This is a genomic window from Campylobacter sp. CNRCH_2007_0968H, from assembly GCF_025773245.1.
GTDB classification, from domain to species: domain Bacteria; phylum Campylobacterota; class Campylobacteria; order Campylobacterales; family Campylobacteraceae; genus Campylobacter_D; species Campylobacter_D lari_D.
Map to the genome: position 1 here is coordinate 73,664 of NZ_JAKMTQ010000002.1, position 26,345 is coordinate 100,008.

The 26,345-nt window shown below is 27.2% G+C and carries 25 protein-coding genes and 4 tRNA genes; 12 read left to right on the plus strand and 17 right to left on the minus strand.

What is annotated here, in order from left to right:
* The first annotated feature begins 17 nt into the window (after positions 1 to 17).
* Positions 18 to 94 (plus strand) — tRNA-Ile (locus L8Y18_RS01595).
* Positions 95 to 119: 25 nt separating this feature from the next.
* Here the strand turns inward: L8Y18_RS01595 and L8Y18_RS01600 are convergent.
* Positions 120 to 392, minus strand: coding sequence for a hypothetical protein (locus L8Y18_RS01600; protein WP_263676135.1), 273 nt, complete (start codon positions 390 to 392; stop codon positions 120 to 122).
* Between the two features lie 49 nt (positions 393 to 441).
* A complete protein-coding gene (locus L8Y18_RS01605; RefSeq protein WP_263676136.1) occupies positions 442 to 4,614 on the minus strand; it encodes an inverse autotransporter beta domain-containing protein in 4,173 nt (1,390 codons plus the stop codon).
* 1,493 nt (positions 4,615 to 6,107) lie between these two features.
* Between L8Y18_RS01605 and L8Y18_RS01610 the strand changes: the two genes are divergently transcribed.
* Positions 6,108 to 6,563, plus strand: coding sequence for a tyrosine-type recombinase/integrase (locus tag L8Y18_RS01610; RefSeq protein WP_263676137.1), 456 nt, complete (start codon positions 6,108 to 6,110; stop codon positions 6,561 to 6,563).
* Positions 6,564 to 6,702: 139 nt separating this feature from the next.
* Here L8Y18_RS01610 and L8Y18_RS01615 read toward each other — a convergent pair whose 3' ends face one another.
* Positions 6,703 to 6,867: a hypothetical protein gene (locus L8Y18_RS01615; RefSeq protein WP_263676138.1), complete on the minus strand. Its 165-nt coding sequence runs from the start codon at positions 6,865 to 6,867 to the stop codon at positions 6,703 to 6,705.
* A gap of 69 nt (positions 6,868 to 6,936) precedes the next feature.
* Positions 6,937 to 8,193, minus strand: coding sequence for a hypothetical protein (locus L8Y18_RS01620; protein WP_263676139.1), 1,257 nt, complete (start codon positions 8,191 to 8,193; stop codon positions 6,937 to 6,939).
* 577 nt (positions 8,194 to 8,770) lie between these two features.
* On the opposite strand from L8Y18_RS01620, the gene L8Y18_RS01625 reads away from it, so the two are divergent.
* The 4 genes from L8Y18_RS01625 to L8Y18_RS01640 all read left to right on the plus strand — a co-directional run bounded on the left by L8Y18_RS01625 (position 8,771) and on the right by L8Y18_RS01640 (position 9,875).
* Positions 8,771 to 9,019, plus strand: a complete 249-nt coding sequence (locus tag L8Y18_RS01625; protein WP_263676140.1) for a hypothetical protein — start codon at positions 8,771 to 8,773, stop codon at positions 9,017 to 9,019.
* On the plus strand, positions 8,997 to 9,212 hold the full coding sequence (locus L8Y18_RS01630; RefSeq protein ID WP_263662375.1) for a hypothetical protein: 216 nt from the start codon (positions 8,997 to 8,999) through the stop codon (positions 9,210 to 9,212). Before L8Y18_RS01625 ends, L8Y18_RS01630 begins: the two co-directional genes overlap by 23 nt.
* Before the next feature lie 241 nt (positions 9,213 to 9,453).
* Positions 9,454 to 9,669, plus strand: coding sequence for a hypothetical protein (locus tag L8Y18_RS01635; RefSeq protein WP_263676142.1), 216 nt, complete (start codon positions 9,454 to 9,456; stop codon positions 9,667 to 9,669).
* A complete protein-coding gene (locus L8Y18_RS01640; protein ID WP_126204267.1) occupies positions 9,669 to 9,875 on the plus strand; it encodes a hypothetical protein in 207 nt (68 codons plus the stop codon). The genes L8Y18_RS01635 and L8Y18_RS01640 overlap by 1 nt, the downstream gene beginning before the upstream one ends.
* Positions 9,876 to 10,002: 127 nt before the next feature.
* On the opposite strand, the gene L8Y18_RS01645 is transcribed toward L8Y18_RS01640, so the two are convergent.
* A complete protein-coding gene (locus L8Y18_RS01645; RefSeq protein WP_263660609.1) occupies positions 10,003 to 10,263 on the minus strand; it encodes a hypothetical protein in 261 nt (86 codons plus the stop codon).
* 225 nt (positions 10,264 to 10,488) lie between these two features.
* Between L8Y18_RS01645 and L8Y18_RS01650 the strand changes: the two genes are divergently transcribed.
* Complete coding sequence (locus tag L8Y18_RS01650; protein ID WP_263676143.1) at positions 10,489 to 10,704, plus strand: hypothetical protein; 216 nt, start codon at positions 10,489 to 10,491, stop codon at positions 10,702 to 10,704.
* Positions 10,705 to 10,713: 9 nt separating this feature from the next.
* On the plus strand, positions 10,714 to 10,857 hold the full coding sequence (locus L8Y18_RS01655; protein ID WP_263676144.1) for a hypothetical protein: 144 nt from the start codon (positions 10,714 to 10,716) through the stop codon (positions 10,855 to 10,857).
* A gap of 2,544 nt (positions 10,858 to 13,401) precedes the next feature.
* On the opposite strand, the gene L8Y18_RS01660 is transcribed toward L8Y18_RS01655, so the two are convergent.
* Both L8Y18_RS01660 and L8Y18_RS01665 read right to left on the minus strand, forming a co-directional pair.
* Positions 13,402 to 13,477 (minus strand) — tRNA-Met (locus tag L8Y18_RS01660).
* A 13-nt stretch (positions 13,478 to 13,490) separates the two neighbouring features.
* Positions 13,491 to 13,565: transfer RNA gene (locus tag L8Y18_RS01665), tRNA-Gln, on the minus strand.
* A 105-nt stretch (positions 13,566 to 13,670) separates the two neighbouring features.
* On the opposite strand from L8Y18_RS01665, the gene L8Y18_RS01670 reads away from it, so the two are divergent.
* Entirely contained in the window at positions 13,671 to 14,693 is a 1,023-nt protein-coding gene (locus L8Y18_RS01670; protein ID WP_220566773.1) for a bifunctional 3,4-dihydroxy-2-butanone 4-phosphate synthase/GTP cyclohydrolase II, read from the plus strand.
* On the opposite strand, the gene L8Y18_RS01675 is transcribed toward L8Y18_RS01670, so the two are convergent.
* The 5 genes from L8Y18_RS01675 to L8Y18_RS01695 are packed head-to-tail and all read right to left on the minus strand — an operon-like array spanning position 14,683 to position 20,051.
* Positions 14,683 to 15,633: an SAM-dependent methyltransferase gene (locus L8Y18_RS01675; RefSeq protein ID WP_318529420.1), complete on the minus strand. Its 951-nt coding sequence runs from the start codon at positions 15,631 to 15,633 to the stop codon at positions 14,683 to 14,685. The genes L8Y18_RS01670 and L8Y18_RS01675 overlap by 11 nt on opposite strands.
* Positions 15,634 to 15,635: 2 nt before the next feature.
* The gene (locus tag L8Y18_RS01680; protein WP_263659975.1) at positions 15,636 to 16,442 is read right to left on the minus strand and encodes a M23 family metallopeptidase; all 807 of its coding nucleotides are present in this window, start codon (positions 16,440 to 16,442) and stop codon (positions 15,636 to 15,638) included.
* On the minus strand, positions 16,439 to 18,433 hold the full coding sequence (gene glyS, locus L8Y18_RS01685; protein WP_263676145.1) for a glycine--tRNA ligase subunit beta: 1,995 nt from the start codon (positions 18,431 to 18,433) through the stop codon (positions 16,439 to 16,441). The genes L8Y18_RS01680 and glyS overlap by 4 nt, the downstream gene beginning before the upstream one ends.
* A 35-nt stretch (positions 18,434 to 18,468) precedes the next feature.
* Complete coding sequence (locus tag L8Y18_RS01690) at positions 18,469 to 18,609, minus strand: hypothetical protein (RefSeq protein ID WP_263660603.1); 141 nt, start codon at positions 18,607 to 18,609, stop codon at positions 18,469 to 18,471.
* Positions 18,609 to 20,051 (minus strand): alanine/glycine:cation symporter family protein, encoded by a 1,443-nt coding sequence (locus L8Y18_RS01695; protein WP_263659973.1) that lies wholly within the window; start codon positions 20,049 to 20,051, stop codon positions 18,609 to 18,611. Before L8Y18_RS01695 ends, L8Y18_RS01690 begins: the two co-directional genes overlap by 1 nt.
* A 223-nt stretch (positions 20,052 to 20,274) precedes the next feature.
* Between L8Y18_RS01695 and L8Y18_RS01700 the strand changes: the two genes are divergently transcribed.
* Together L8Y18_RS01700 and L8Y18_RS01705 are read left to right on the plus strand one after the other, a co-directional pair.
* Positions 20,275 to 21,027 (plus strand): amino acid ABC transporter permease, encoded by a 753-nt coding sequence (locus L8Y18_RS01700; protein ID WP_133319270.1) that lies wholly within the window; start codon positions 20,275 to 20,277, stop codon positions 21,025 to 21,027.
* The gene (locus L8Y18_RS01705) at positions 21,020 to 21,748 is read left to right on the plus strand and encodes an amino acid ABC transporter ATP-binding protein (protein ID WP_263660602.1); all 729 of its coding nucleotides are present in this window, start codon (positions 21,020 to 21,022) and stop codon (positions 21,746 to 21,748) included. Before L8Y18_RS01700 ends, L8Y18_RS01705 begins: the two co-directional genes overlap by 8 nt.
* On the opposite strand, the gene L8Y18_RS01710 is transcribed toward L8Y18_RS01705, so the two are convergent.
* The 4 genes from L8Y18_RS01710 to L8Y18_RS01725 form a co-directional block, all read right to left on the minus strand.
* Positions 21,745 to 22,212, minus strand: a complete 468-nt coding sequence (locus L8Y18_RS01710; protein WP_257928077.1) for a tRNA (cytidine(34)-2'-O)-methyltransferase — start codon at positions 22,210 to 22,212, stop codon at positions 21,745 to 21,747. The two genes, L8Y18_RS01705 and L8Y18_RS01710, sit on opposite strands and share 4 nt — an antisense overlap.
* Positions 22,213 to 22,226: 14 nt before the next feature.
* Positions 22,227 to 22,303: transfer RNA gene (locus tag L8Y18_RS01715), tRNA-Arg, on the minus strand.
* 42 nt (positions 22,304 to 22,345) lie between these two features.
* Complete coding sequence (locus L8Y18_RS01720; protein ID WP_263659366.1) at positions 22,346 to 23,362, minus strand: sensor histidine kinase; 1,017 nt, start codon at positions 23,360 to 23,362, stop codon at positions 22,346 to 22,348.
* Between the two features lie 2 nt (positions 23,363 to 23,364).
* The gene (locus L8Y18_RS01725; protein ID WP_263676146.1) at positions 23,365 to 24,216 is read right to left on the minus strand and encodes a DUF234 domain-containing protein; all 852 of its coding nucleotides are present in this window, start codon (positions 24,214 to 24,216) and stop codon (positions 23,365 to 23,367) included.
* Between the two features lie 58 nt (positions 24,217 to 24,274).
* Here L8Y18_RS01725 and L8Y18_RS01730 point away from each other — a divergent pair, with 58 nt between their 5' ends.
* Positions 24,275 to 25,540: an aminotransferase class V-fold PLP-dependent enzyme gene (locus tag L8Y18_RS01730; RefSeq protein ID WP_263676147.1), complete on the plus strand. Its 1,266-nt coding sequence runs from the start codon at positions 24,275 to 24,277 to the stop codon at positions 25,538 to 25,540.
* Here L8Y18_RS01730 and L8Y18_RS01735 read toward each other — a convergent pair whose 3' ends face one another.
* On the minus strand, positions 25,541 to 26,299 hold the full coding sequence (locus L8Y18_RS01735) for a basic amino acid ABC transporter substrate-binding protein (protein ID WP_133319276.1): 759 nt from the start codon (positions 26,297 to 26,299) through the stop codon (positions 25,541 to 25,543).
* Between the last annotated feature and the right edge of the window lie 46 nt (positions 26,300 to 26,345).

The window sequence follows — 26,345 nt, forward strand, 5'->3', positions numbered from 1 at the left end:
TTATTTTAACTTCTGGCGGATTTATAGCTCAGTTGGTTAGAGCAACCGGCTCATAACCGGTTGGTCGCAGGTTCGAGTCCTGCTAAATCCACCATTTATTTTGCATTACAACTTGATTTTCAAAAAAACATTTTCCAATGATTTTTTAGTATTTTGATAATATTTTTGCAAATTTCTTTCTTTTTGCTTTCTTCTATTTGGAGTTTATCTAAAAAAGTTTCTTCAAGAGTGTTAATAAGTTGTATACATTCTTTTGCATTAAATCTTTCTACTTCGTTTAAAGGCGATAACGCTTTTAACAATAAATCTTTATATTCCATAAGAGTTTTAATATCTACCTCTGAAAGCTGGGCTAACAGAGATAGAAATTGTTCAAAATTATACAGTGGCATATATTTCTTTCTTTTTCCATAACATTATAAAATGTGCCTATATATCCGACTAATAAATTATTTCATGATCTCCACCACCAAAAGTAACATCTCGTATTCTTGTGACATCTGCACCTAAAGTATTAAATCTCATTGTAAAAGTAGGAGTTTCGGTCAATGGTTTAGTGCACCATGTAGTTGATATTACAACTTTCGCTTCACCGGAATTATCAAATTCTTTATCCCATCTTTGTATTTTTGGCGGAGTTTGACCATGGCCAACATCGAGTTTGGTTCCATCAAAATCAACTTTTTCTCCTGCAATTCCATCGGTTAATGTTAAAGTTGCACTGGTATAGCATGAAGCAGGATCTTTCCAAGTATCATATATTGCATGAATGCGTTTTTGCACCTCAATACTTCCTACAATTGCCTCATGATCAGTTCCATCCCATTCTTTATATTTCACTTTAAGACTAAAAATTCTACCGGTGTGTTGAGTAACTTTTCCAATAGGTTTAAAATTTAAATAAACTGAACCTTCATCATCAGTATGAAGCTTGCCTTTATTTACAAAATTAGTATAACCAAGATACTGATCTGGTTGAACATCTACACTAGAGTTTGGAGTTAATCCATATAGCTCTATAGTTGCTCCTGTATCAAATGGAATATATCTCATATTTATTCTTGGACGAATTGGTCCATCAAATACAGCTGTTTCAGTAGCTTTTTCACTTCCATCTTCATATTCAACGCTTACTTTTACCAGATGAGCAGTAGGATTAATTGTTTTAAACTTAGTTAGTGCAACACCTTTACTATCAAAATATTTTGGAATTAGATCTTCTTTTTTTGGAAGTACTCCATCGCCGGCAATACTCCATTTTATTTTTGCATAAGGGGTGCCTTTTGCCGATATACTGACAACTTCAAACAAATATGGATTTAGCTTTGTTTGACCAAGAGTTAATTGAATTGGAATCTTCTTATAATTTAATTCTTTACTTAAATTTTGACCCATAGCATTTACACTAATTACAGGGTTAGCTTTAAATGGAGCTTTAGAAGTAATAACTGCCTTAGCTTCACCGCTAACATTAAATACTTTATCAGTCTTAGTTAAAGTAGCACCCCCACTTAAACTCCATTCTATTTTTTCATTAGGCTTACCACCTTTTAAAGTTACTTCGGCATTTTTATTAGGTTCTGCAATGATAGTACTTGGATCAGCATTAAAGGAAATAGCGTATTGATAAAGTTTGATTTTATCTAAATTAAGCTCCTTTTTAATACCACCTTGTTTGATATAATTAAACTTAATAGCAATATCTTTAACACTATAATCACTAATACCACTAAATTCTAAAGTAGCTTCACCTTTATCATTAACATTAAAGCTTTCTTTTTTAGCTTTTACTCCTTTGCTTCCACTGATATTATCAATGGTTGAATTTGGCAACAAACCACTTACTTTTAATACATAATCACTTTCATAGTCTATGGTTTTTTCGTGACTTTTGAAGCTTGGATAAGTTACTTTAGGAGTATATTCTTTAATCTCATAAGGCAATTCTTTTTTAAGATCTTTAGTCATAGTTTTAACTTCTAAATTTGGATTAACTTTAAATGGAGCTTTAGAAGTAATAACTGCCTTAGCTTCACCACTAGCATTAAATGTTGCTTCTTGATTGCTTAAAGTAGCGTCTCCACTTAAACTCCATTCTATTTTTTCATTAGGTTTACCACCTTTTAAAGTTACTTCAACATGATCAAGTTTTGGATCTTTTAAAGCTTTGTTATTATCACTTTCATAAGCATGAATTTTGTCTTTACTAAAACTAATGCTTGGGGTGTATTGGTGGAGTTTGATTTCTCCACTTACTTCTTGAGTACTAGCTGCGCTTTGATTATAAGTAGCAATGATTTGTAATCTTTTAATATTAAAATCTTTTACTCCTTCAAATACTACCTTACTCTCACCTTTATCATCAGCTGTACTTTCTTTATCGTTACTAATTCTTAAAGTTTTATTGCTTTGTATATCTTTAGCCTTCCATAAAACTTTTGTTTTTGGCATTAAACCTTTAAGTTTTACTTCAAAGTCGCTTTTATAATCAATCATTCCTTTTTCAAAGTCTTGATGAGTCACAGGATCTTTTCCAGCAGGAAGCTCCATAGTGGCTGTATAATTTTTAATCTCTAAATCTTTACTTCTTTCTTTTACTAATTCATCACTCATATTCTTAGCAATGATTTTTACTTTTTCATTTCCACTAAGTCCTATGATTTCTACATTACTCTCACCTTTATCATCAGCTATTAAATTAAGCTCCTTAGTAGTTTTATCTTTATCAACAAATAAAGCATTATCTCCTTGAATACTCCACTTAACCTTAGTGGTTTTAGCTTGTAAGTTTTTATAACTTGCATGAGCTTTTTCTTTATTACCTATAATAGTTTTATCTAAGATAATATCATCATCTCCATAAATTGCTATTTGAACAAATGTTTTTAAAGTAACTCCTAATACATTAGCAATGATTTCAGCTTTTTCTTTATCTTTCATGTTTACATCAGGTTTGTAGATGATATTTGAATTTCCATCTTTATCAGTTTTATCTGAATTTGGCGTTTTTTCTAAACTTCCTTTACCATTTAATTTCCAATGAATTACCGAATCGCCTGCTAAATCATTTCCTGTAAATGTGATTAGAGATTTTTCATATCTTTGTATATTAGAAGGTTTAGCAAATATCCTAAAGTCTTCTTTTGGAGCTATGATAGTAATAGGGAAACTTTCTTGAGCATTCCCTGCTTTAGTAATTAAATTGGTTTGATGGACTCCATAAGAATGGATTATTTTTACAAAAACTTTTCCATTACTATCAGTAATATAATGATTTCCATCTTTTAAGATTACACTTTTTTGTTCAGGAGTTACACTCATAGCAACATTTTTAACTGCTTGATTAAAACCATCTTTAAGCATAATACAATGAGTATTATCTCCCAAATTTCCGCAATAAGAAATATGATAAGTATTGTTAATAGCTTTATATTCAAGCACCATAGAATAATCTCTATCTATAAAATGAGTTCTAGAGCCTTCAATGGTATTATTTATACCTGCTAATTTTGTATCAAAAGCGTGTTTGAAGGCATCTTTATCTAAAGGTATGTTAAAATTCATAGCTATATTTGTGCCTTGTTTATCACTTTCATTACTTCTTTTATGGCTTAGCGAAAAAGTTAATGCAGGACAAGGTGAGTAAGTAATACCTCCTTCATACACTAAAGGATTTTTTTCTAAATCTTCATAGCAGTTTACATTGCCAAATGGAGCTACTTTTTCTCCATACCATTTACTCATATTAGCAAAAACAGCTACATTACTCATAGAAGGAAAAGCATATTTAATACCCATATCCCAGCCATTAGCAGGGCGTTCTAAGAAAGTTAGATCATTATTTGCATTTTTAAAATCATAACTATTAATCCAATCACTTAATCTTTGATAAATATTAGCATGGAAAGCTAGTGTATCTAACATACTTTCAAAGCCCAAAGATATTCTTTTATGCTCTCTACTAAAATCATGATCATAAACTAAATTTAATCCTAGCATGATATTTCCTGAATTATCTAATGCTAATGCATTAGGATAATATCTTATACCACCACCAAAATGACCTATGATTCTATTATTATCATATCCACCTATACCGCTTTGTAAAAAATAAGATATTTTTGGATTATCTTCACTCATAATAGGTAAAAGAACTTTAGCATTACCACTTAAACCACCCCTATCATTATAGTTTAAATTAAACTCACTATTAATGGAGTGATTAAGAGCATGTAAATATTCTTGGATTAAAGTATTAGCTTGTAAGCTTAAATAATTGCTTGCTAAATCTCTTATAAGTTCATCTCTTTCTTTACTATCCTTGGCATTATATACATTGCCTATAGTTTGAATAACACCAATAACCTTATTAGATAATTCTTCATCTTCTTTACTAAGATTAGAATCTTTCTTTGATTTTTCTTCTAATAGCTTTTTGACTCTTGGGTCAATGCTATCATATTCTTTAAGTATTTGCTTTTGATCATGGTTTACATGATTAAGTGCAAGAGTTTGATTGTCATCTATAATGATTTTATCTTGATTTTTTAAAATCATTATTTGAGAAAAAAGAAAAGTGTGAATGATTAAAACAAGTAAAAGTGTTTTTTTCATATCCCCCCCCCCGAATCCTTTGCATAAAATTTTTTATTTGTGATGAGAATATGATAACACAAAAAATACAAAAGTGATAAAAAAGTTATAAAAATATTGAAAAATAGCCAAAAAATTAATAAATATAATAATTATTTATTAATAATAATCAAAATTACTTTTATTTTTTATTAAAAAAATGCAAATAGATTTATTATTATTTAAATATATATGAAAAAAACTTATCATTTACTTTTTAAAAACAATGAAAAATAATCTTTTTGAATTTTTATATTTATATTTTATTATACTATTTAACATTTTTAAAAGTATTAGCATTTAGTATTTTAGATAACAGTGTAAGGTGTATTTATCATATTTGGTATATAAAGTATAAATACTAAGCTTATATATAGTAATAAATAAAGAGTATAAATACCTTATTATACTCTTTAGATAACTACAATATAGCGTTTTTGTATAAATTTGATAATAGTTGTTATAATCTTAAAATTACTTATTAAAAAAATATATTTAATTATAATTTGTATGTTTTTATAATTTGGATAATAGGTAAAAGAATATATATAATATTTAACAGAAAATAAAAAGTGATTAAATAAAGTTAGATATATAAAGATATTTATAGTTTTATATGTTATTTTTATAAATTAAAACAAACATATTTCACAATTAAGCAAGATTAGCACAACTAAGAATTATTTAGAAACAAAAATTTTTTGAGAAATATAAAAAAATGTCTTTAAGTAAAAAAGAATTTGCTAAAGTATTAGGCGTTTCTTCAGGAACTATTGATAATCTAAGAAGAAAAAATACAATCTATGGAAGTATCTTGCTATGTATTATTTTCCATTGAAGAAATAGCTAAAGTTGTATCAGGGATTAAATCTTTAAAATGAGATTTAACTATACAAATTATTGAATTTTCAAAAGTATATGTTATTTAGATATTTAATTTCTAAAGTATGGATACTTAGACGCTTTCTAAATCCACCATTACTTCTCTATCACGAATTATTACTACAATTAAAATCTTTTGACAAATTAAAAAAAATATTTTTTTGTACACACTTTAAAGGAAAATCAGTGATTATTGTAAATGATAGGCAACTTAAAAATTTAACTGTTGATAAAAAACTTATATCAAAGTGCTTGTACTAAAAATTTATATATTGAAGCTATGGTTTTTCATGGAAATATTGATAAGAATTTTTATTTTAGATATAAACTTAATAAAAAGGGTATTCTTTTAAAATAGGAAAATATCCTATAACCATATTAACACGAGCGAGAGAGATTGTAAATGATTATAACGACATGCTATCATAAGGCATTAATCCAAAAGAACATATTCAAAAAGAAAATACTAAAAATCAAAATATAAAAAAGCACTTTATGGTACTAATAAAGTTCAAAGTTATAAAACTTCACAGATGAAGCAAGATTTAAAGAATTATTACTTACGATTAATAAGTATTTTTACAAAAGTTGCTTTGCAAATTAGTCCATATTTATTTTTAAGAAGTGCTAATATTATAAATTTAGAATGGAAAGAAATAGATTTTGATAAAAAAATTATTATTCGTGCTAATAAAGTTAAAGCAAGAGAGGATTTTATTATTCCGCTAAGTCAGAGTGTTTTAGACTTGCTTTTATATGTTAAAAATTTTTCTTACTCAAATTCAAAATATGTTTTTTCAAGTGATATAAGTAAATCTAAAACAATGAGTAAAAACACATTAAATCAAGCCATTAAAAGATTAGGTTTTGGTGATGAAATACTATATCATGGTTTTAGAGCTACTGCTTCAACTTTTCTTTATGAGCATAAAAACATTCATAAACGAGATAGTGAAGTTATAGAACTATGTTTAGATCATAGAGAAAGAAATAAAGTAAAAGCGGTATATAATAGAAGCTTAAGACTTGATGATAGAGAAGAGAGTTAATGCGATGGTGGAGTGATTTTATTGATAAATTAAAAAGAGATAAGTAGTTTAATTTTATAATGTTTGTAAATTATAAACACATAAGAACTTTTTAATTTTTGTAAATTTAATAGTATTTTATTGAATATCTTTAACGCAATTATTCTATTAGTAGCTTTCTTAATACACTATTTTGTGAATTTATATATTTTAAAACAACACTTTTTTTTATTTTATTTTCATCTAAATCTAAGAAATCTAAATAAGCTTGAAATAAATTATTATTTAAATCATCATCAAATTTATGATTTATAGCCATATTCATAGAAAAATGATTAAAAAATTTCTTACAAAAATCGTTATTATTTTTAAATAGCTGTACTAATTCTTCTTTTTAAAAAAAATTATATTGCTTGATTGCTTCGAGGTAAAAACTACTTTCTATATTTTCATAGCTATTAATAAGTGCATTAATATTTTCATACTTGCTTGTTTTGTATTTTTCTTTGGTATCTTCATAATAATCTTTCCATTTTTCATTTTTTAATAATTTTAAAAGAGCTATGTCAGACTTATAATAATGATTAAGATTAAACTTAAATTCTTCTATAACAAGAGCTTCTATATAATGCTGATTGATTTTTTCTTCTATGTTGCTTAATTTTTTCTTTGTAATTTGTGTGTAGGTTGAAAGTAAGTTTTGATAAAAATCATAAGGATAATACGCCATTCCACATTTTGGATAAAAGTTTATTTTTGGGAGTAAATTCTCAATACCTTTTACAAATTGCTCATCGTTTAAATTACCTTCTATATATTCTATTCTGCAGTTGTGAAGTTTGTAGCAAAAATTTAATTTTAAAGTTTGATAAAAATCGCGTCTTAGTTGGTATTTTTCTTCTTTATTTAAATAAAACATATTTTTTAGGTATTTTTCATAAAGATGATAATAACCTGAAGCTAAATCTATTTTCTCTATTTTAATGGAAAGATATTTTTTAATTTGAAATATTAATGATTTATAACTTAATTTCAGAGCAATTGCAAATGCTTGTTTATCGTTGTATTTTCTAAACTTTAAAAAACAATGCTTGTTAAAATAATATATGTGTTCTAATGCGTGATATAATAATCTTAGATTACCACTACAGTGTTCTTGATATACTTCAAAAATAACAATTTCAATAATATTTCTTATCTCATCTGTAATTTTAGTATATTTATTTACTTTATCTTTGATAATTGCCTTTGCTACTTCATCATTGTTTTTTATGGTTATTTCACAATCAATAACCTTTTCTTTGTATATTTGATACCAGTTTTTACTATTATATTGTTTGACTTGTTCTTCTTTAGCTTTTTGATACCAACTATTAAAATCTTGTTCAGTCTCTTCTTCTTTATTATTTTCAGTCAAATTGTCATCTTGTTCTTTTAATTCTTCCTCATGAAAAATCACAACAACATTACATTCTTTTTCTTCTTTAAGCAAATTTACAAGTCCTAAATTTTCTTTCAAAGAAAGATTATCAGATTTTCTTTCTATGTTGTCAAAACACACAATAATATTATAAAAGTCTTCCTTTTTTAAAAAGGAAAAAATAGCATCACTATCTATATCTATTAAGCCGCTACTTATACTTTTAACCAAACCTTCTAAACCTTTAAAAGTTGTTTTGGTAATTTTATTATAATCTCCATGTAGGCTTACAACTATTTCTTCTAATATTTGCTTATAACTTTCTTTGCCAAAAAGATCTATATAAACAACTTTTTTATCTTTAGAAAGTTTCTTTTCAACTTCTTTCCATAAATAAGTTTTACCTATACCTCAAGATCCATTTATAGCTAAACATTTTTTAGATTTTTTATTTAAAAAATTTGCGATAGTGTCAATCTTATTCATTATACACTCCTATAAAATATTTATGTAATTATATAAAATTATTTAAGTTTTCTATGTAACTATCCTCCAAACCTTAAAGCTATAGATAGTTACATATTCTTTTTAAAATACCCCTTACAACTACGCACTCAGACAGCCTTTCTTTTTTTAAAAAATATATAAAAAAATACATACGCATACGCGAGAGAAAAAACAAAAAAAGTTGAGTAATTTTTTTCAATGTTTAAACAAATTTTTGTTTTTTCTGTTATTTAATATTAAATTAATTTTTTGACTTTTATAATTATTCATATATCAAAAATAATCATAGAAAGACTCAAAAATGAAAAAAATTATCTTAGGTTTAGCAGTTATTGCTTCATTATCTAGCCTTGCTTCAGCTTCAAATCATAGTTATCATAGCAAGAAAAATTTTAATAATTCACAACAAGAATATATAGAAGGTAGAAGTATAACTTGTGCAACTTTTCATAATTGCCAGACAATACATCAACCTATTTACCAAGAAGCTGGGCATAAGTACTTTGTAAATTTGGATATTGTTTCTAATGTTAAATATGTTAAATCCTAATTCAAATATTCGCTTCCACAAGTGTATGCCTAAGGAAGTTCATCAAATATATGACACCTTAAAGCTTATGGAACAAGAAGATACAAAAAAAGTAGAAGCTGAAGCTAAAAAAGAAGAACAAAGTAATTCTACAAATGCTGATAATCAAGCAAATACTAGCAAAAAAGATCAGCTTTTAGATATATCTGCTTAATCTTAATATTAGGGCAGTGGGTTTTGTCCATCTTCCGTGCTACGCACTCAGACAGCCTTTCTTTTTTTAAAAAATATATAAAAAAATGCATACGCGTACGCGCGAGAAAAAACAAAAAAGTTGAGTAATTTTTTTCAATATTTAAACAAATTTTTGTTTTTTCTCTTATTTAATATTAAATTAATTTTTTAGTTTTTATAATTATTCATATATCAAAATTTTAATCATAGAAAGGATTAAAATGAAAAAAATTATCTTAGGTTTAGCAGTTATTGCTTCATTATCTAGCGTTGCTTCAGCTTCAAATCATAATTATCATAGCAAGAAAAATTTTAATAATTCACAACAAGAATATATAGAAGGTAGAAGTATAACTTGTGCAACTTTTCATAATTGCCAAACAATACATCAACCTATTTATCAAGATGCTTTTTGCAAATGGACAGGATATTGTTAATGTTTGTTAATACTTGTCACGGCTTGGTAGATACCAAAGTAGAATATCGAGATAAACCTGCATTAGAAGAGGCGATTGCTAAACAGCAAGAAGATACAAAAAAAGTAGAAGCTGAAGCTAAAAAAGAAGAACAAAGTAATTCTACAAATGCTGATAATCAAGCAAATACTAGCAAAAAAGATCAGCTTTTAGATATATCTGCTTAATCTTAATATTAGGGCAGTGGGTTTTGTCCATCTTCCGTGCTACGCACTCAGACAGCCCCCGCACCCCAATTATCGCAAATCATAGCACCTTAACAGGTGCGATTTGCTAAAGCACCAAAAAGGAAAACTATCTATTAAACCCAAACCCTCTATCGTTTCTTTTAGTTTTTGCTTGTTCAAAAGAATTTTCAAAAGCTCTTTGATATTTAAGCTCTTTTTCTATTCTTTCGGCTTTTAATGGAAATACTTCTTTTAACTGCTCCACGCTTAAATTTTTTTCGCACCATCTGCCTATTTCTTTTAGTCGAGTTTCTAATCTTTCATTATTTGTCTTGTGTGTTTCAAACAAAGTTCTTAAAGTATCTCTATCATCTTTGACTTTATCCACTTAATATTTCACTATCTCCTATCATATAGACTTTTGTGAAAATCCATCCCCTGCTTTTTTAAATATATAAAAACGCATACGCGCGAGAAAAAACAAAAAAAGTTGAGTAATTTTTTTCAATATTTAAGCAAATTTTGTTTTTTTCTCTTATTTAATATTAAATTAATTTTTTGACTTTTATAATTATTCATATATCAAAAATAATCATAAAAAGGCTCAAAAATAATGAAAAAAAATATCTTAGGTTTAGCAGTTATTGCTTCATTATCTAGCGTTGCTTTAGCTTTAAATCATAGTTATCATAGCAAGAAAAATTTTAATAATTCACAACAACAAGATGGAATTTTAACTTGTGAAAATTTTCATAATTGCCAGACAATACATCAGCCTATTTATCAGCATCAAGCTTGTGCTAAATTAGGTATTTGTATAAATCACTAAAGGATAATGATGGGATTAGTATATTCTCAATGTTGTAATCAAGTTATTGATACAAGCTTGCGTTATACAGCAAAACCACTATTAAAACTTGAAGAAGCTAAATTTGAACAAGAAAAAAAGCTGAGAATGATAATACAAAAAAGTAGAAGCTGAAGCTAAAAAAGAAGAACAAAGTAATTCTACAAATACAGATAAAGCAGACAATAAAAAAGATCAGCTTTTAGATATATCTGTTTAATCTCAATATTAAGCGGCAGACTTTATCCGCTTTCCGTACTACACACTTAGACAACCCTAGCACCCATTTTAGCACAAAACATATGGCACCTATAAGGTGTATTTTATTTAGAGAAGAAAAGGTGCTTCTTTTGAAAACCTTATCTTGCTTCTTCTCTTCTTCATCACGGTGATTGCTATTTAATAGCATTAAAAGCCGTATTTTTAAAAGTGTTTAAAAAAGATTTTCTAAATCATTCATTGGTGTAGTTTCTTTGATATTTACAACCGCACTCCATTTATAGTTTTTTACTTAAAAATTTTATCCTATAAGTTTGATATATTTTTCATAGCATTATTTATGATTTCATTTTTTAACGCAATTGTTTATTTAAAATAACTAAGTAATGAAAATCTTTATTATGTTGGATTTGTATAAAATTGGATTTCAAAATTAATACTATATATTTATCTCATTGTCATATTTGTCTATAATCATTTTAAAATAATTGATAATTTTTTCAGGATTTTTATTCCATTTCTTCAAATGTTTAAAAATCAAAACTGCCATATTTATTTTAAGTTTCATTGCAATTGGTTTTAACAAGATCAAATCAGTGATTTACATATAAATATGGCTTAGTTATATCAATCAAGTGATGAAGAAGATTATATTTTTAAAAAAAGAAAGAATTTTACTTGTAGTTCATACTATATAGAAGGCAGTACGGCATACATTATTTCAACATCAAACTTAATCAATATTTTTTAAAGATTATTGCAGTGGTTAGATATTTATTATCTTTAATATTCAAGAAGAGTATAAAATAAATATTATTTCATGTTATCAACTTAGAAAACAAGAGTATAATTTATTCTTATATCATTTAATGACTCATAAAAAAAGAGAGAGTAATCATTAAATAAATCTTGATTATTATTACAATAACATAATAATTGCTACAATATACCTTAGAATAATTATACAAAATATTTTAAAATTAATTTCTTATACTTATTTTATATTGCTTCAATGTGAAGATTAAAAACATCAAGATAAAATATTATCACACAAGTTCGAACACATTTGGCACTTTCTTAGTTAATAAAACTACTATCTTTTATTTACCAATCAAGAAATATTTGATTAATAAAACTAACTAAGGAATATTTATCCAAACAGATTATTTATTTAGATGTATAAAAGGATTTGCTAAATTAAGAGAATATAGTTATATTTTTGAAATAAAACATAAAATAATAGAACAAAGAATAAAAATTATATCTTTCATAAGCATCATGGTTTAAAAGCTACTTTAGAAGCTTTTAATATAGATAAAAAGACACTTTTTAGAAAACAAGAAATTTATCACAAAAATAATGATAATTTAAATACCCTAAATACAAAATACACTAAAGTAAAAAATATAAGAAGTTCTTTTGATTTGGAAATTACTTTAAATATTAAAATACTTAGGCATATTTATATAAATTTAGATAAAGAAAGATTGTATTATTTTTTAAAGCCTTTTTTATAATAAAACCTCCTAGTGTTTCCACCATAAGAAGAATCATCTCTAAAGATAAAATGAGAATAACACTTACAAGAATTAATTATCTAGGCCAAAATAAAAGCTACAAGAGAGAGTTAAAAATAGATAACTAAAAAAATCTTAAAACAACTCCTATGAATACTTGGGCAATAGATACTATAAAATATGTCGATAATAAAATAAAAATATATACTTACTATGATAGATTTAGTTACAAGAATTGATTATACTGTAGCTTTATCTCCTAAAAAGACAAGATATACTAGCATATCTTAAAAGTTTTGTTATTATCTTAAAAACTAATAATATTCATAAAAGAATTTAGCATACTCACAGATAATGGCTGTGAATTTAAAAAACTATGAATGTTTTATTAAAGGAACTTAACACTACTCATTATTATACTTATCTAAAGAATCTTAGAATGAATATTCATAATGAAATATTTAATAAAACCTTAAAAGAAGCATTTGCTAATCATTATAAAGATTTATTATTTATAGATCTTAAAGAATTTAATCAAGAAACGATTAAGTAGTTAGCAGCTTATAATACTATCTTGTTATATCCAGCTTTAAAATATAAAGTCTCCTCATTTGCTCTTCATCAATTAAGAAATATTTTTATTTGTTAGACTTTAAATCAATATTGTTTTTCTTGCACTCTAAAAATTTTAATACATTACCTATTTAACAAAAAATATCATTTTTTTACATTTTTACAATAAAATACAAAGCATGTGCAATATTAATTAATAAATCATACGCCTATTAAACTCGCCATTTATTCTTGTTAAATATATTTTATCTATTTTATTCTTTGTATTGTATTTTTAAAATTTCAATAATTTTAGAAATTTTAAATTAATTTGATTTCAATATTGCTAAAAAATATCTGTTGAAATAGATTATAAATTATTTTTATATAATGGTTGCGAAGGGGAGATTTGAACTCCCGACCTTCGGGTTATGAGCCCGACGAGCTAACCACTGCTCTACTTCGCGGCATCATATGAAGTGGATGGGGTAAAGGGATTCGAACCCCTGAATGACAGGACCAAAACCTGTTGCCTTACCGCTTGGCGATACCCCAATAGAAATTTTTTATTTAAATTAAAAGTGATATTATATATTATTTTTTATACAATGTCAAGAAAAATGCTATAATATTTTTAAAATATTTTCAAGGAATGATTTTATGGGATATATAAGTATAGAACAAGCTATAAAAGAACTTCAAGATGGTAAAATGTTAGTAATGGTGGATGCAGAAGATAGGGAAAATGAAGGGGATTTGATTTTCCCTGCACAATTTAGCTCACAAGAAAAAGTAAATTTTACCATCACTCACGCAAGAGGTGTGGTATGTGTAGCATTAAGTGAGAACTTAGCTAAAAAATTTGAACTACCTTTAATGGTACCTAAAAACACATCAAATCACGAAACAGCTTTTACCATCACTGTCGATGCAAAAAATGCAACAACAGGAGTAAGTGCCTACGAAAGAGATATGACTATACAAATTTTTGCTGATGATAATGCAAAGGCGAGTGATTTTGTGCGTCCTGGACATATTAATCCTTTGATAGCAAAAAAAGGTGGAGTTTTAGAAAGAACGGGCCATACAGAAGGAACAGTGGATTTATGTCGTTTGGCAGGATTAAAAGAAGCATGCGTAATATGTGAAATTGTTAAAGATAATGGAGATATGGCTAGAAGAAGCGATTTGCTTGAGTTTTGCAAAAAACATAATATTAATATGATTACTATTTCAGATTTAATCGAGTATCGTTTAAAAAATGAAAGTTTGATTTCTTTAATTAAAGAAGAAGAAAGTATTTTAGCAGGTTTTAAAGCTAAAAAAATGACTTTTAAAGATCACAATGAAAATGAACACATAGCTTTTAGTTTTGGCACTTTGAAAGAATGCGAGAATGTTAAATTTTATCTTAGTGGAAGCGACTTTGAGCTTCTAACTTCTAATAAATTTAATGAATTATTAAAACAAATTGAATTTTTAAGTCAAAAAGGTGGTGTAATCATTTTCATGAAAAATGAAAAACAAGAAAACATACAATTTAAAAATTATGGCATAGGAGCGCAAATTTTAAGGTATTTAAAAATTTCAAAAATCAAACTTCTAAGTCAAAATACCGATAAAGAATTTATAGGCTTAAAAGGCTTTGGGCTTGATATTACAAGCAGTGATTTTAAAGCTTAAATTCTAAAAACTTAAACTTATCGCCAAAGTTAAACATCAAATTTTTACTTTGGTTGATAAAGTTTTTATAAATTTGGAGGTTAATATTTTTAACTTGCTCGATAATTTCTTCTAAGCCAAAATCAATTAAAGCTTGATTTTGATTTTTATATTCTAACACCTCAAAGCCCTCTTCTTTTAAAACTTGTAAAAAATGATCAAAATTTACATTATATGTAATATCACTTTTAGCAAAAAAATCTTTTAAGTTTTCTTCAAAAAGATTATACACTTGGTGATTTTTATACATTCTAATACTAATTTTTTCTTCTTTTTTTGCATAATCAAAACATGCAAAAGTTAGTTTTTCACAGGTTTGTTTTAATTTGGATAAAAAGGGTTTATAAGAAATACAAAGCTCGCTATTAGTGATAGAATATTTTTCACATTCTTTTAAAAGATCTTCATTCATAGCTTTAAAAACAATGTTTAAATCATCATCAACATATGCCATTGTTCTATCTTTTATAAGCTCACACGCAAAACAATCAAATAATTCATTAGCGTAAAAAAAGGCGTTTTTAAAATGACATTCTTCTAAAGAATTATAAATTTTTACATCCAAATCATACTCATCAAAAAGTTTTTTTTGAACACATTTTAATTTTTCATGTGGCTCTATGATAAAACACTCAATCTGCTCTAAAATATCAGCCCTAAGAGTGTATAGAGCTTGTATAAAATCAAGCATTAAATGCCCTTCATTTGCCCCTATTTCTACAACTTCAACCGGTAAAATTAGCTTTTTATCATCTATAAGTTTTAAAAAATGATTAGCTAAGAGTGTTCCAAACAGATTTCCCACGCTAACTGCGGTATAAAAATCTCCATTTTTACCAACACTCACAGCTTGGCAGTAATATTTATCAATCCAATTTTGAAAAAACTCGCTAAAAACTATCATTATAAAGCATTAAATTTGACTATAAAATCAAGTGGATCAACTTGCACACCATTAACTAAAATTCCAAAATGCAAATGTGGCCCTGTAACCCTACCGCTAGCTCCACTCAAACCTATAAGCTCACCCTTTTTTACCTTTTGTCCTACTTTTACATTAAGTTTTGATAGATGATAATACTGAGAATAAATCCCATATCCATGATCAATTACCACTGAATTTCCTGCATAATAACGATTTGAAGCAATCCTTACAATACCATCATTGCTAGCATAAATTTTTGTCCCACTTGCTGCTCTAAAATCAGTTCCGCTATGATAACTTTTAAGAGTATCATTAAACAATCTTGCTTTTCCAAAAGCACTTGTAATTTTACTTTCTAAAGGGTATGTAAAATTGCCTTCAAATAAAGCCATATTAGTATAAGTATTATAAACCTTAATAGCTTCTTGATATTCTTTACTAATGCGATCAAGTGTTTCTTTAGGTGGATTAACCTTAGAAGCACTAACTTTTAAAAATTCTTTTTTATAGTTTCCTTCGCTAAATTTTATGTTAATTTCTTCTTTGGAATTATCTTTAAATTCAGCTATTAATTTTCTATCTTTAGGATTTTTATAAGGTATGGCTATACTAACAATGACTTTATTTTTATACTCAAAAAAAGGAAGTTTTTTAGAATTTGAGCTAATTTGTAAAAAATTATTTTTATCAAATTCTAAAAAAATTACTTGCCCTTTTACAAGCTCAATCTCTCTAGCTTCTAATGCAAATACCAAAAAACAAAGTAAAAAAAGAATTTTTCTCATACACTAAGCTCTTTAATATCAGCTATTTTTAAAAACTCACGATAAATTGCACATACTAAAGCTTGACGATTGTTTTTAATATTTTCATCTTTGTCATTAATCATTACTTTATCAAAAAAAGCATCAATTTGTGGTTTTAGTGCAAAAAGGCTTTCTAAAAGCTCTTGGGTGTTATTTTCTTTTGTTTTACACTGCATAAAAGCTTGGTATAAATCTTTTTCCTCTTGAGTGTTAAACAAATTTTCATTAATTTGAACTTCACTTAATATTGCAATATTTGCCAAGCGCTTAAAAGTAGCAAAATTTTGACTAAAATCTGCCTTATTTGCACTTTGTATTAAAGCTTTAATACAAGAATCAATATAAATAACATCATAAGTTTTAGAGCTAAGCACAGCTTTAACAAAAGAAGCATTAACCTCATAAAAAGTATATAAGCGCTCTAAGATAAAGTCTAATAAAATTTTCAAATCAAAGCTTTTATACTCACTAGCTATTACTTCTAAAAATATCTTAAGATCAAAATTTTTATTTAAAGCTAGAATAATTTTTAAAACACCATTTGCTGCTCTTCTTAAAGCATAAGGATCTTTTGTACCACTTGGGATTTTCCCCATTGAAAAAAGCCCCACGAGTGTATCAAATTTATAAGCCAAAGCTACAATAGAACTAAATTCATTACTTGGCATAGCTGAATTATCGCCATTTGGAAGGTATTGTTCTTTAATCGCCAAAGCAAGCTCATCGCTCATACCCATAGCCTTAGCATAATAAGATCCCATAATGCCTTGAAGATCAGTAAATTCATACACCATTTGAGTACTTAGATCAGCTTTTGAGTATTCTATAGCTTTTAAAATTTCATCTTTTTGAGTATTAGCAAAAACTTCACAAAGCTTAGTAGCAATTTTTTGTTCTCTAATAATTTTATCTTTTAAGGTTCCAAGTCCTTCAAGATAAACCATTTGGCTTATTTTATCATTATTTAAACCCTGTGCTAAGTCATTTTTCCAAAAAAACATTGCATCACTTAATCTTGCTCTTAAAACTCTTTCATTTCCATTAATGATTTTAGAATAATCTTCACAAACCGCATTAGAAACTACAATAAAATGATTGCTTAGAGTATTGTTTTTAAATACTGCAAAATAGCGTTGATTTTCTCTCATAGAAGTAATTATCACTTCGCTTGGGATTTCTAAATACTCTTTTTCAAAATGCCCTAATAATGCCTTTGGATACTCTGTGATAGCTACAACTTCAGCTAAAAGCTCATCATCTTCTGCAATAGTAATATCATTTTCTTTTTCAAGTGTCTTTAACTGCTCAATAATAAGCTTTTTTCTTTGTTCTTGATCTAAAATAATATAATTTTGCTCTAGAGTCTTAAGATACTCATCAATATTTGAAAAAGGTATTAAATCATAACTAACACTTCTATGAACAAAAGTACTTTTTGCACTTTTAACGCCATAGCTTTCAAACTCAATCAATTCATCATTTAAAATACAACAAAGCGAGCGAATAGCTCTGATAAATTCAAATCTACCATCACCCCATCTCATAGTTTTACCAAAACTCAAGCTTTTTAAAAAAGCCTCGATCATTTGAGCTAAAACCACCTTGCTTTGCAAGCCTTGTACTTGTTTTTGACAATACAATACTTCTTTACCCTTAATTTCTTTAAATTCAAGCTCTTCTTCTTTTAAACCACTTTTTTCTAAAAAGCTAAATCCTGCTTGAGTAAGCTTTCCATCTTTATAAGCTATCGCCTTAGGTGCGCCTATAAATTCCACAAAAGAATCATCTTGTTTTTCTTTAAAATTTTCATGAATAAAAACTAATCTTCTAGGAGTATAGAAAAATTTAAATTCAGATTCTAAATGATACTCTTGTAAAATCTTTTCCCATTTTTTAGTAATATTTGGAAGTTCTTTTAATAAAGGAATAGCAGGAAGCTCTTCTGTGCCTATTTCTATTAACAATTTCATTTTACACTCTTTTTTAAAAAATTTTTTAGTGTATTTTACCTATTTTTTTTAAAATCTTTCTTTGTTTTTAGTTTTTCTTCTCTTTGCTTGACTTTTTCTTGCATTTGGCGGTTAAAGCCAAACACAAGAAAAACCATAAAAGCTATAAACAAAGCAATAATAATATAATCTATCATTAGTCCCAACACTCTGCGTTTTTAATACCAAGCTTTGAAGCACTAAATACCGGATCTCTACCTTGTCTTTTTTGCTCGCTAAAATCTTTTAATACCTTTTTCACTATACCACCAAGCAATAAAATAGAAATGATGTTAATCGTAGCCATAAACGCCATAGTAGTATCAGCCAAATCCCACGCAAATTTTAAATCCATATTTGCACCAATAAAAATCATAAGCACGGCACTTGCTTTAAAAAGATTAATAATAATAGGATTTTGAGTAAGGTATTTAATATTTGCTTGAGCATAATAATAATTTCCTATCAAAGAAGTAATAGCAAATAAAACTATACTAATAGTAGTGAAATGTACACCTAGATTTCCATAATATTCTTTCATGGATTCTTGTACTAAAGGTAGTGCTGTTAAAATAGGCTTACCGTCTACACCAATATTATTAGCATAAGCAAGTGAAAATAATACCAAAAATCCTGAACTTGTACAAATAATCACATCAATTAATACAGAAAATGCTTGAATAACCCCTTGTTTTGCAGGGTGAGTTGTAAGAGCTGAAGCTGCTGCATTTGGTGCTGAACCCATACCTGCTTCATTAGAAAATAATCCTCTTTTTATACCTATAACTAAAGCAGAACCTGCAAATCCACCAAAAATAGCTTCAAAATCAAAAGCACTTTTAAAAATCATAGAAAACACTTCAGGAATTTTATCAAAATTCATAAACATCGCTATAATAGATAAACCAACATAAATCATCGCCATAATAGGAACGATGACCGAGCTTACTTTACCTATTTTAGTATGATCACCAAAAAACATATAAGCAGCAAAAATAGCCAAAATAGCCCCTATTACAATAGGCCACCAACTTTGCGAAAAACTTACTTCGCTAGCATCAACCATACCTTTATAATAAAACTCAAATGCTGAAGTCATAGTTTGACTTTGAAGTCCATTAAATCCATAAGCATAAGTAATGATTAAAATCACCGCAAAAACAGCTCCAAGCCATTTTAAATTTAAAGCTTTACTAATATAATAAGCAGGGCCACCTTTAAAACTTTTACCATCACGACTTTTATAAACTTGTGCTAAAGTGCTTTCTGCAAAAGCTGAAGCGCCACCAAAAAATGCCATAGCCCACATCCAAAACAAAGCACCAGGTCCGCCCAAAACAACTGCTACTGCAATACCTGCAATATTTCCTATACCAACTCTTGAAGCTGTTGAAATCATCAAAGCCTGAAAAGGAGTAATATGGTGTTTTTCATGTTTTTCTTGCTTTTCTGTCAAAATGTCAAACACATAAGGAAGCATTCGAAATTGCACAAAACCTGTCAAATAACTATAATAAAACCCTACAATAATAAGCAAAATAACCAAAATGGAATAATACTGATTATTTACAAAGCCAACAAATTGGGATATTAAATCCATATTTATCTCCTTTTTATAATTTAATCGAGTGTAAATTTATCATAAAAAAATGAATTTGCTACAAAAAAATATAATTTTATATTAATTTTATTTTATTTTTTACAGCTATGTGAAAATTTAACTCACGATATTTACCAAAAAAACACATAAAAATGCTTTTAAGTAAAAAGAAAACTTAATTTTTATACACTTAGTTTTTTTAAAATTTTATAAGGTGTTTAAATTGAAACAAAATACGATGAAAATTTTTGTATTTTTTGCCATTATTGTTTTTTGGGCTTATTTTTCATTTCCTATTGAAATTTTACAAGTTAAAGATCAAAATGGCTTAGCTACAGGAGAATATGCTTATACTATAGAAGCCAAAGCTTATGTTCATAGTTATTTCACAACACTTGGCTTAACAGTGGGTGGAATTTTAATAGGAATAGCACTTGGTTTTTTCCTAGCATTTTTAAGATTTTTAGAAATTCAAAGTTTAAATTTCATCATAGATGAATACATAGACATTATACGCGGAACTCCTCTGCTTTTACAGCTTTTGATTTTCTCAGTAGTGATTTTTGCTACTTGGAGTGATAATTTTTATGTAGCTATTATTGCACTTGGACTTAATAGTTCTGCTTATGTAGCTGAAATCGTAAGAAGTGGAATTCAAAGTGTAGACAAAGGACAAATGGAAGCATCAAGAGCAATGGGGCTTAATTATTCTGCTTCTATGAGACTAATCATCTTTCCACAAGCGATTAAAAATATCTTACCTTCTTTAATGAATGAATTTATTTCTTTATTTAAAGAAACTTCAATAGTGGGCTATATTAGCGTTATGGATATTACCATGCAAAGTAAAAGCTTACAAGCAATTTATTACAACCCTAAACCTATTATTTTTACAGGGCTTGTATATTATGTAAGCGTTAAAATTTTAACACTGATTGCAAGATTTATAGAAATGAGATTAAACAAACATGATTAAAATAGAAAATTTGATTAAAAAATATGGAGATTTAGAAGTTTTAAAAGATATTAGCATTGAAGTACATAAAGGTGATATTATTGCTATTATAGGGCCTAGCGGAGGTGGAAAAAGTACTTTTTTACGCTGTTTAAATAAACTTGAAACACCAGATAGTGGTAATATTTATATCAATAATATCAATATACTTGATAAAAAAACAGATATCAATAAAATTCGACAAAAAGTAAGCATGGTATTTCAACATTTTAATCTTTTTAATAATAAAAATGTTTTGGAAAATTTATGCCTAGTGCCAGTACAAACAAAAATCATGGGTAAAGATGAAGCAGTAAAAAAAGCACGAGAATTACTCAAAAAAGTTGGCCTAAGTGATAAAGAAAATTATTTTCCTCATAAGCTTTCAGGTGGACAAAAACAGCGTATTGCCATAGCAAGATCATTAATGATGAATCCTGATGTGATTTTATTTGATGAGCCAACTTCAGCTTTAGATCCTGAAATGATAGGTGAGGTTTTAAATATCATGAAAGAAGTGGCTAAAGAAGGTTTAACTATGCTTGTAGTTACACATGAAATGGGATTTGCAAGAAATGTAGCTAATAGAATTTTTTTCATGGATAAAGGCATTATAGCAGTAGATGAATGTCCTAAAATAGCTTTTGAAAACCCAGAGAATGAAAGATTGAAAGAATTTTTAAATCAAGTTTTAAATCATTAAAATTTTTCAAAAGAGGCAAAATTTTGCCTCAAAGCCTCATAACTCACTATGCCTACACTTGTAGCTAAATTTAAACTTCTACCGCAATCTTTCATCGGTATAGTAATAGCATTTTCCCATTTTTTTTGCATTAAATCCATAGGCAAACCAAAACTTTCACTTCCAAAAAATAAAAAATCACCTTTTTGATAATTTACATCAAAATAAGCTTGAGTAGTTTTAGTTGTCGCAAAGAAAAATCTATCTTGAAATTTTTCATACTCTTTTAAAAAATCTTCTAAATTATCCCATAAAAAAGGATTTAATTTTTTCCAATAATCAAGTCCTGCTCTTTTAACTGCCTTTTCATCAATACTAAAAAGCGGATTGATAATATGTAAAGCAAAACCTGCATTAAAACACATTCTGCCTATACTTCCTGTATTTTGTGGTATGCGAGGCTCAACTAAGACTATATGAAACATCTTTTTCCTTGAAATGGTGTCCCCAGCAAGGTTTGAACTTGCGACCTCAGAATTAGGAATTCTGCGCTCTATCCAGCTGAGCTATGAGGACAAATATTTTTATTATTTTAAGAAAAAATTTATTTTATAGAGCTTAAATTTTAAGCTCTATAAAAAAACATTTTGGATTTTCATCAAAACCTAAAACTCCATTATGCGCATCAATAATTTGTTTTGATAAAGAAAGACCTAAACCATTACCTTTTAATTTAGTTGTTTTAAAAGCCTCAAAAACCATTTTTTTATCTTTGATACTTACACCATTATCATAAACTTTAATAAAAACCCTATCTTCTTTTTGTTCGCACTTAACCTTTATATAACCATCATCATTTTCGCTTTCTTCAATAGCATCTATGGCATTATAAAGTAAATTTTGCAAAACTAAAGCAAGTAAAGATTTATCTGCATTGATTTTTAAATCTAAAAATTCAAATTTAAAATCGATATTAGCTAGATAATTATAAGCTCCAATAGCTTGCTCACACTCATCTTGTAACTCCTGTAAATTAAACTCATTTAAATTAACATGTACTCCTTTTGTAAAAAGTAAAGTAGAATTTACAATACGCTCTACTCTTGAAATTGCTTTTTGGATTTCTAAAACTATATGCTTATTTTTTAACTCACTTCTTTCAAACAAAGTAGAGCTTAATAAAGAAATAGAACCTATGGGATTGCGTATTTCATGCGCTAGGTGTGCTGCAACTGTTCCCATACTAGCTAACCTTTCGTTTCTTTTTTCATCACTAATATCTGTTGCATTTACTATAAGTTTATCAGTATGAGAAGTGATTTTGATTAAATAAAATTTATGATCAAACTCAAGCTCATAATGTGTTTTATCAAGATCAATGCATTCTAAAAGCTTTGGCTTTTGTGTAGCTAGGTTGTTTTGCAAAATAATATTTTTATTTGCGTCTAAAATCCACAAAGCCATAGGCAAAACCTCTATAATCTCACTTACCATTTGTCTTAATGCAGTGTAGTTTTCATTAAGTTGCTTATATTCATTTTCTATAACATAGGTTTGCTCTATTAAGGCTTTTAATCCTTGTTGTAAGTTTTCTTTTTCACTAGAATCTAAACTTTTTAAAATATTCTCATCCACACTTAATCCTTAATTAAAAATTGAAAATCTTCTAAAGTATATAAAAGCAAATTACGCTCCTTATTTAAAATAAGCTCTTTACTAAAGCCACTCTTTGAAAAAAGCACATATAAATTAGGTTGAATTTGCAACTGTTTTGCTTTACTTTTTAAAATATTTAAAACATTTTTACATATTTTTCTTTCTTTAAATTTAACTTCACCTAAAACACAAAAATTGTTTTCATGATAATACAAGTCTATTTCATGATAATAATTCCAAAAACTATACACTTGATCCACTTTAAGTTTTTTTGCTAAAAATTCTTTACATAAAAGTTCAAAAGTAAAACTTTGGTATTTTTCCAAATTTTCTTGGATAAGTTCTATTAATTCATTATATTTTTTCATCGCGATTAAATTAAGTTTAGGATATATAAAATAAAAGAAAAATCTTAATCCTTGATTTTTAAAAACAACCTTATCTTGTATATTATAAGAGCGTAATTCTTTTTTAACTTTCTGTCTTTTGTTTTTTATAATTGGCTTTTCTTGACTTTTTTCTAAGATCAAAATATTTTTCTCTAAAAGTTTATTAATAAGTCCTAGAGCCTGAAAATGCGGAATAGATTTATTAATAGAATAGCGTTTTCTATCGTTTTTACTTAAAACACTCAAAGCTTTTAAAGCATTCTCATCTAAATTTAAAGAAGCTAAAACATCAAAGGCTTTCAAAATAAAAACATTTAAGATATTTTCATATAAACTTAATTTCAAATCAAATTCAAACTCATCAAAAATACTATAAAAATCAAAAATACTTTCAAGCTCCAAAGTTTCACAGCGTTTTGAAAAATCACCAAATTTTATAATCACATCCTTAAAATAAATATTTTGTATGTTATAATTTTAACAAAAAATTAGAGGATTTTTTTTGGATACTGAAAAACTAAAACAAGATATTATTTTAAAAAAAGGAATATATTATTTTGATTTTACAGCTAGCGCTTTAGCACTAAAAAGCATAGAAAAAGAAATTAAAAAAATTCTTACTACCTATGCAAATACACATTCAGATAGCTCTTTAAATTCTTTTATCACACAACAGCATTATGAAAACGCAAGAATAAATTTAAAAAAATACCTTGAATTAGATGATAGTTTTGCTCTTATAGCTTGTGGGAATGGATCTTCAGCAGCTATAAAAAAATTTCAAGAACTTTTAGGTCTATATATACCACCACTTATTAAAGAAAAATATTTTAAAAATACAGACAAAAATACCTTACCTTTGGTTATAGTTGGACCCTATGAACACCATTCTAATGAACTTTCATTTAGAGAAGCTTTGTGTGAATGCGTTCGAGTGCCCTTAGATAAAAATGGAGAATTAGATTTTAATTTTTTAGAAAGATTATTACAAAAATCCAAAAACAGACAAATCATAGCAAGCTTTAATGCAGCTTCTAATGTTACAGGAATTTTAAGTGATTATAAAAAAATTTACACTTTAATCAAACAACACAACGGTATAGTTGCTTTTGATATTTCCACTTTAGCTCCTTATGCTAATTTAGATCCTAAATTTTACGATGCAGTGTTTATTAGCTCTCATAAACTACTTGGAGGTGTAGGATCTTGTGGCTTACTTGTTATCAAAAAAAATCTATGTGGCAATACCCCTAGCTTTGCAGCAGGTGGAACTGTGGGCTATGTTTCAAGAACATCTCAACAATATTTATGCGAAGTTGAAAATTTAGAAGAAGGTGGCACACCTGGAATTATTCAACTTATTAGAGCAAGTTTGGCTTTTAAAATACGCAATGAAATAGGTTTAAAAAATATAGAAAAAAAAGAAAAAGAACTTTGTGAATATTTTTTCAAACAATGTACAAATTTTCCAAAAATGATCTTATATGCAAAAAATATCACTAATAGATTACCTATTTTTGCTTTTAATATAGAAGGAATTTCTCCTTTTGATTTAGCTTATAAACTAAGTAAAACTTATAAGATAGAAACAAGAGCAGGTTGTGCTTGTGCAGGACCTTATGGACATGATTTACTCAATCTAAAAGACAATCAAGAATTAAAATCTAAACCAGGTTGGCTAAGAGTGGGTTTTCATTATACGCATACAAAAGAAGATATAGAATATTTTTTTAAAGCCTTGAATATAAGTATCAAGGCTTTAAGTTAATTATTGTAAATCGTATTTTTCTACAATTTTTTGGTAAGTACCATCAGCTTTAACTTTTTCTAAGCCTGCATTAATTTTTTGAACAAGCTCACTTTGTTTTCCTTTATCAAAAGCTATACAAAACCCTGAACTTCCATCATTTTCTTCTAAAAATGCTTCTAGCTCTTCATTAGTTTTTAAATAACCTTTACCAATATCTTTATCCGTTAAAACTGCATCTACTTTGCCAGCTTTTAAAGCTAAAATTGCTGCTAACATTTCTTCACTTGCAACCACTTGAGCATTTGGAATAGTCTTAGCAGCACTTTCTTGAATAGTTCCAAGTTGAACACCTATTTTTTTACCTTCCAAACTTTGTTTATCGCTAATACTAGAATCTGTTTTTAATTTTAAATATAAATTTTTAGTATTGAAATAAGTATCACTAAAATCCATACTTGCTAATCTTTGAGGAGTTGAACTCATAGCAGAAGCTATCATATCAATCTTTCCAGCTTTTAAGGCAGGAATTAAACCATCAAAACTCATATTTACCCATTCAAGTTTTAAATTTTCTCTTTTAGCAATTTCTTCCAATAAATCAACATCAAAGCCGGTAATTTTTGCATCTTTAATAAAATCAAAAGGAGGATAATTTGCAGCTATACCTACTTTATAAACTTTTTCACCAGAAGCACTAGCTTGATTTTTATCGCTTGAACAAGCACCTAAAGCTAATATACCAAATAACGCTAAAACAACATATAATATTTTTTTCATTTTTTTCCTTTGTTAAAATTAAAATAAAATTGATAAATGATTATAA

What these genes read in the sequence shown, in the direction of transcription:
- L8Y18_RS01600 (WP_263676135.1), bottom strand. Translation starts at nt 392, where the DNA reads ATGCCACTGTATAATTTTGAACAATTTCTATCTCTGTTAGCCCAGCTT.
- L8Y18_RS01605 (WP_263676136.1), bottom strand. Translation starts at nt 4,614, where the DNA reads ATGAAAAAAACACTTTTACTTGTTTTAATCATTCACACTTTTCTTTTT.
- L8Y18_RS01615 (WP_263676138.1), bottom strand. Translation starts at nt 6,867, where the DNA reads ATGAATATGGCTATAAATCATAAATTTGATGATGATTTAAATAATAAT.
- L8Y18_RS01625 (WP_263676140.1), top strand. Translation starts at nt 8,771, where the DNA reads ATGAAAAAAATTATCTTAGGTTTAGCAGTTATTGCTTCATTATCTAGC.
- L8Y18_RS01630 (WP_263662375.1), top strand. Translation starts at nt 8,997, where the DNA reads ATGTTAAATATGTTAAATCCTAATTCAAATATTCGCTTCCACAAGTGT.
- L8Y18_RS01635 (WP_263676142.1), top strand. Translation starts at nt 9,454, where the DNA reads ATGAAAAAAATTATCTTAGGTTTAGCAGTTATTGCTTCATTATCTAGC.
- L8Y18_RS01640 (WP_126204267.1), top strand. Translation starts at nt 9,669, where the DNA reads ATGTTTGTTAATACTTGTCACGGCTTGGTAGATACCAAAGTAGAATAT.
- L8Y18_RS01650 (WP_263676143.1), top strand. Translation starts at nt 10,489, where the DNA reads ATGAAAAAAAATATCTTAGGTTTAGCAGTTATTGCTTCATTATCTAGC.
- L8Y18_RS01655 (WP_263676144.1), top strand. Translation starts at nt 10,714, where the DNA reads ATGGGATTAGTATATTCTCAATGTTGTAATCAAGTTATTGATACAAGC.
- L8Y18_RS01670 (WP_220566773.1), top strand. Translation starts at nt 13,671, where the DNA reads ATGGGATATATAAGTATAGAACAAGCTATAAAAGAACTTCAAGATGGT.
- L8Y18_RS01680 (WP_263659975.1), bottom strand. Translation starts at nt 16,442, where the DNA reads ATGAGAAAAATTCTTTTTTTACTTTGTTTTTTGGTATTTGCATTAGAA.
- glyS (WP_263676145.1), bottom strand. Translation starts at nt 18,433, where the DNA reads ATGAAATTGTTAATAGAAATAGGCACAGAAGAGCTTCCTGCTATTCCT.
- L8Y18_RS01690 (WP_263660603.1), bottom strand. Translation starts at nt 18,609, where the DNA reads ATGATAGATTATATTATTATTGCTTTGTTTATAGCTTTTATGGTTTTT.
- L8Y18_RS01695 (WP_263659973.1), bottom strand. Translation starts at nt 20,051, where the DNA reads ATGGATTTAATATCCCAATTTGTTGGCTTTGTAAATAATCAGTATTAT.
- L8Y18_RS01705 (WP_263660602.1), top strand. Translation starts at nt 21,020, where the DNA reads ATGATTAAAATAGAAAATTTGATTAAAAAATATGGAGATTTAGAAGTT.
- L8Y18_RS01710 (WP_257928077.1), bottom strand. Translation starts at nt 22,212, where the DNA reads ATGTTTCATATAGTCTTAGTTGAGCCTCGCATACCACAAAATACAGGA.
- L8Y18_RS01735 (WP_133319276.1), bottom strand. Translation starts at nt 26,299, where the DNA reads ATGAAAAAAATATTATATGTTGTTTTAGCGTTATTTGGTATATTAGCT.